This is a genomic window from Escherichia sp. MOD1-EC5990 (assembly GCF_002965285.1).
Taxonomy (GTDB): domain Bacteria; phylum Pseudomonadota; class Gammaproteobacteria; order Enterobacterales; family Enterobacteriaceae; genus Escherichia; species Escherichia coli_F.
The window spans coordinates 1-607 of record NZ_PTRV01000076.1 but is presented as its reverse complement, the minus strand read 5'-3'; the positions used below and the strand labels follow the sequence as shown (position 1 = coordinate 607).

The following is a 607-nucleotide window of genomic DNA, read 5'->3' as shown; positions in this document are numbered from 1 at the left end:
TCGCCAGCGGTGACATTGGTGATTTTGTTGGTGGCGTTGGTGCCGTGTGCAGCGGTGAATGCGCCTGCGGCGTCGTCCCATTTCAGGGCGTCTTCACTAAGGTCAGTCACCGTATCAGTCAGGTTAGTGATATTGGTGGTGTTAGTCGCCACGTTATCGTTAGTGGTTTTCAGCTGAGAACCGTTAACGGCGTCGGTGCTGGTGTCAGAGAGTTCGCCAGCGGTGACATTGGTGATTTTGTTGGTGGCGTTGGTGCCGTGTGCAGCGGTGAATGCGCCTGCGGCGTCGTCCCATTTCAGGGCGTCTTCACTAAGGTCAGTCACCGTATCAGTCAGGTTAGTGATATTGGTGGTGTTAGTCGCCACGTTATCGTTAGTGGTTTTCAGCTGAGAACCGTTAACGGCGTCGGTGCTGGTGTCAGAGAGTTCGCCAGCGGTGACATTGGTGATTTTGTTGGTGGCGTTGGTGCCGTGTGCAGCGGTGAATGCGCCTGCGGCGTCGTCCCATTTCAGGGCGTCTTCACTAAGGTCAGTCACCGTATCAGTCAGGTTAGTGATATTGGTGGTGTTAGTCGCCACGTTATCGTTAGTGGTTTTCAGCTGAGAAC

The 607-nt window shown here is 54.2% G+C and carries 1 pseudogene; it reads right to left on the bottom strand.

The features are described 5' to 3' along the window. Positions 1–607 (bottom strand): annotated as a pseudogene (locus BEB42_RS25935) (adhesin); the annotation flags it as partial.